This window comes from Parabacteroides sp. 52 (genome assembly GCF_010500925.1).
In the GTDB taxonomy this organism is placed as follows: domain Bacteria; phylum Bacteroidota; class Bacteroidia; order Bacteroidales; family Tannerellaceae; genus QVMG01.
The window spans coordinates 1-5169 of sequence record NZ_QVMG01000040.1 but is presented as its reverse complement, the minus strand read 5'-3'; the positions used below and the strand labels follow the sequence as shown (position 1 = coordinate 5169).

The window sequence follows — 5169 nt, the reverse complement described above, 5'->3', positions numbered from 1 at the left end:
AAAAGGTTGCGAACGACGCATAGTCGTTGGCGACTTTGGTGTGTAATGCTACTGGCTGTATTTATAGGTACGGCGAGTAGTTTTGGGCAACAGGACATAACCTGGCAGAGCCTCTCGAGCGATGATCTGTATCGCAATGGACTGGATGAAGATAAGAAGTTAACCTTCTATTTTCAGGCAGAGAAAACAGCAGCTACTGCTGAAATTCAAATTACCCTTCCGAAAGGAGTCAAGGTAACTGCTGCCACTCCGGTAGTAGCAACCGGGGCGGGTAACGACTATACCTTTGGCACGGCTACGGCTGCACCGAGTGGAGACAAGACAATTGTTACGATTCCTATTACAGGGGGTATTAATAATGGTGAAGTCGGCTCAGGAACGTTGAAAGTTTTGGCCAATGGTGATGCTGCAGTAGGTACAGCGGCTATCACTGCCAAGGTGGTAGCAGCAGGTATTACGGATGCTGGCCAATCAGCCAATGTTAAAGTGGAGAACCCGCAATTGAATCTCATCTATACAAAACCTGCGGATGGATCGGATTATGTTGGCGGAGCAGAGCATAAGATTGTTCTTACTTCGACAAAAGGGAAAGCCAAGATGACAACCATTGTCCTGACAGTTGACGATTCGTTTACCTTAGACGAAGCGAGCTTCACTGCAGGGACGGTTGTGAAGTCCGGTAATAAATATACACTCACATTCACGAATGAAGTGCTTAGTATTTCCGGAAAAGAACTTAAATTCAAGTCTAAACACCCGGTAATGGGGGGTAACCGTTCAATCAAATGTGAGATCAAGACAGACTGTAATGTAAGTAAGGTTGAAAACCTGAATTTCCTGGTGCCGGTAGCGGATGTAGGAACTACGAATTTGAGCATTTTAAAAGTAGAATTTGTAGGGAATGATAACGGAACACCCGTAAAACCTTCTTCTTCTCTTTGTTATGAAACAGGTACACATCCTACCATGGATGGTAGCTTAGTGTTTGTCAAGTCAACTCTCAAAAACACAGGTACAGGTGCTATTGGTTTTTTCCGGGTAGAACAAAATGGATATCCGGGTGGTCTCTTTTACCATAAAGTAGGGGAAACGGCCTATTATCAAATTGATAACGGACCCCTGAAAGCTGTTCCTGCGAATATGCATCAGTATAAATTAGGAGGGGAGTGGCTATCTTATATGACTGAGGTGCCACTTCCTGCTGGGGTAGATCAATGGAGTAGACATTTAACTCTGTATATCTACGACGAAGTGCCTGCAGGCAAAGAAGTCGTTGTTTATTTCCCGGGGCATTATGGAAAAATCTATTTGGATGACGCGGCTTCTAATAAAAAGAATATCTTAACAGATTCACGCGATTATCATATAGGTGCCCGTATTTGGGTTAAAGAAGTTAAAAATAAGAATGGGGATAATGGCGTTTCAGGTGCAGTATATAGTGCTTATAAGGATTCTCCTCGTTTTTATGAAAGAGCTGAAGGGTTGACGTTTACGGATGAAAATCCTACAGATCAAACCCAAATAATAAAAGAAGAAGTTCAAATGAATTTAAGAACCGGATATGTAGGCACCGGCTCTGAATACGCATCGACTCTAAAGATTGATCATCCGGCATGGTTGGAGATTGAAAATGTTGAGTTAAATGAACTGAGCTATGCAGGAGGAACTCCTTTGTTTTCAGTGAATCCAACTGGTACTCCCGGAGAATATACAATAAATCGCTCAGATGCTTATAAAGGTGGCCTTAAGCTACTTTTAAAATGTAGTTACAAGGTAAAACAAGATGCAAAGCCTACTGGCAATGCGTCTGGTGAAATTAAATATTCATTGACACAGAAATTGACAATAAACAGTGCTGTTGTTTCCACTCTTGAAACCTCCCGTTTAATTCAACCGGTTCACTATGTGCGTGATTTTAATGGTATTAAACTTCAATCCTTTGAATTGAAAAGAGATAAATCGTCGCAAGGTTATGCCCCTCTAAATAATGAAAAAGGAGGTGCAGTTGCTGATGGCACAACGGATCCGACTCAGAATTTGATTGACCATACTATTTATATAGCTGAAGATAAGGGCGCTTTTGTGTGGAATGTAGAACTAATCGATGCAGTTAATGTAGGAGAGTCTATTTTCCTTCCGTTAGAGACAAATAATTTCGCTTTAGGGGTTTCTTCTGATGGTTTAACCTTCGATACCCCCTTAATCGGTGGTGTTCCCAATCCGGCATTAAGTTATAAGAAGGTGGATGACCAGCGTGGATATCTTCAGTATACACCAACCGCTAAACTGAATGGATCATCGGTATTAACTTTTACTCTTCCTTTTACGGTGAAAGGGCAAAGAAATGCTACCCGTCCTATTACATCCAACGCATTGATCGGAGCCTCTTCGGATAATCCAATAACGCCGACAGGAACTCTCAAAGGAAATTCTGTGATGTCCCTCTCTATGGGCACTTATAACTTGGAGCCTCAATTTGATGCTCTTATTGAAGGTGTCAATTTCCCTTCGGCAACAACGCAAAAAGATCTATATGTCTATATGTATACCTTCTGGTCTAACTACTTGCCGGCTCCTCACTTCCCGTATGAGGTACGTTCATTGGCTTACCCAAGTAAATTAATCGTAAAGGTACCTAAAGGATATACTTTAGAGAAGTTATCATTGAAAAAATATGGAAGAACGGTTACTGAATCAAAAAATGAAGCCGGAAGTGCAGACTTATTAACCGGACTTACTGCGGATACGAGTGATCCGGAGTATGATGTTTATACGACAAATATTGGCGATTTATACGGCCCAGGTAAAACATGGCCTTATCCGGACGAAAAATGGGAACAGTGTTTAGACTATAAATTGCAGGCCTCTACGCGCGTAAAAGCTGCATCAAAGATATCTTTTGAGGTGAAATACAGCAATCCGATTACAGGTAAAGATGTTCTTAATACTACTAAATCAAGAGAGCTTACTTACTCGGGTCCTTCTATCTCTCTTGAAACCCTGGCAACTCTGCAGCCGGCGGATAAGGCTGTAACCGAGATGGATGTGAAATTCATCAACACGAGTACTTCTACCGTCAAAGATAACTGGTTGATGCTCGAAGGTGATTTCGATGGGCTGGTACTGGTTGGTGGAACTACAAGTGATGTCGTAGAGGGCAAGTTTGTGAAAGTGTCTCCTTCAATCGTATCGAAAGGTACTCAAAGTGTTTCGCTGAAGTTTAACTATAAAGGAACGGATGGCGGAACCATCAAGGTAACTCCTCTCTCTGGTTGGACCGCAGCATATACTCCATCGGGAACACCTTCCGATAACAATATGGGAGTTGGCAAAACAGTAACCATTCAGCCATTGGCAAATAAGCTTGATGCCTCGCTGAAAGTGGATAATGTGATGTTCAAGGAAGGGGAAACTTATAAATTGACAGCAACACTTAGCTCAGAATCCAGTGCCGGTGATATCTCTAATCCGACTATGGAAATCACTGTTCCTGCAGGGCAGGAGGTGAAGAGTGCAGTGGCTACTTATAACGGTATTACTTATACCCTGACAGCGGCAGAGTTTAATGCTGCCTTCCCATTGGCAGGGGATAAGTTCACCTTCGATATCCGTAAGGTAATTGCCGGAACACCGGCGAATATAACCTTCCCTGGTTTTAATAGTCAGCCGAATCTGGACGAACAAATCGCTACTCTGGAAATCACTTATGAACCAAAGAGTGGAACTCCAACTGATGGAACTATGCATTTCACAGGAACGGCTCAGGCAAGTGGAGTGAATGCGGGTGCAATCACCGCCAGTGTCGAATCACAGAAGATGGCTCCCCGTTTGGACTTGGCTAATATGTTGACTGTTAGTGTGACTTCAGCCAATAAAGCATTCTCTTCTGTATCGAATACATATGATTTGATTGTAGAGGTGGAGGTAAGTAAAAAGACTTCTTCTTTTGATGTGAATGATTATATGGAATTGGATATTCCTAAATACCTGACCGTTGGAACTCCTACTGTGACTTCTGGTACAACCAGTGTGACGGATACGGACGACAGCGGAGCAAGCCGCCTTGTTAAATTGGTATTGCCAATTGGCAATTTAAATAGTGTAGGAGATAAAATCACCTATACAATTCCGGTGACATACGACGGAGTCGGAGCTGAACAAGCTCTTCCCAAGAAAACGTTAGTGGCTAAGTATATGACTAAAACAGCGATATTTGGTAACAATCAAATAGTAGCGGCCTCTACCAGTTCGTTGGATGTCTTATTCGTTAAAACCAACGCCGTATCTATCTTTGCCGACCAGACTCCGGGTGAAACATTAACGATCGAGAGCAACGGTGTAACCGGTAAGTTCGATGGTGGTGCCGCTGCGTCTTCTAAAGTTGTTACTGCCGCTCATTCTACTCAGAATGATATCGCTGCTGCCGCTGGTTTTACCGCGAAAGAAACTGTAGAAGTGATTTACGAAACACAGTCGTATGGAATGGTAGATCTTCCGTATACGGTTTATCCTTCGTTGGTATATACGCTGTCAAGCAATACCTTTACGGATTGTGGAACGGTAACTGTTCCGTTCTCTACATTGGTTACAGCTAAAACGGCTACCAATACAACGGTTAAGTTCTACTCGGATGCGGCATGTACATCTGAAATCACAGATGCATCCAAGGCGTACACAAATAGTACGACTGTATATGCTTTTGCCACGAACCAGGGAAATCCGAATGTGTCAACAGCGAAAGCGATTACTATTACAGTCAATGCTAATTTAGGTGTTACCATTGCTCCGGCTACAACAACGCTTACTGCCGGTAATTCATTCACTCTGACAACATCTCTGACAGGTACAGCACCAAGTGGTGCGAAGTATAAATGGTATAAAGGAGTAGCTCCGAGTGGTACATATGTAACAACAACCACTGTTCCGACTTATACTAAGGACAATGCAGCTATAGCTGATGGTGGTTCTTATTATGTAGTTGTTTTAAATAATGATGAAACATCTACCGGTATTTGTGGAAACACAAGCTCAAACGCCGCTACCGTTTCTGTTGTAGCTGCTCCTCCAGCAGTGACATTTGTCGGTTCTGCATCGGATTATGTATTCTGTGACGTTGTTTCTGGCGGATTGACTCTTTGGGATGCAATCAGTAGTGATAAATCGACAACA

General features: G+C 42.7%; 1 protein-coding gene. It reads left to right on the top strand.

What is annotated here, in order from left to right:
* A partial coding sequence (locus D0T51_RS11970; protein WP_203583388.1) for a hypothetical protein occupies positions 1-5169 on the top strand: 5169 nt, incomplete at both ends.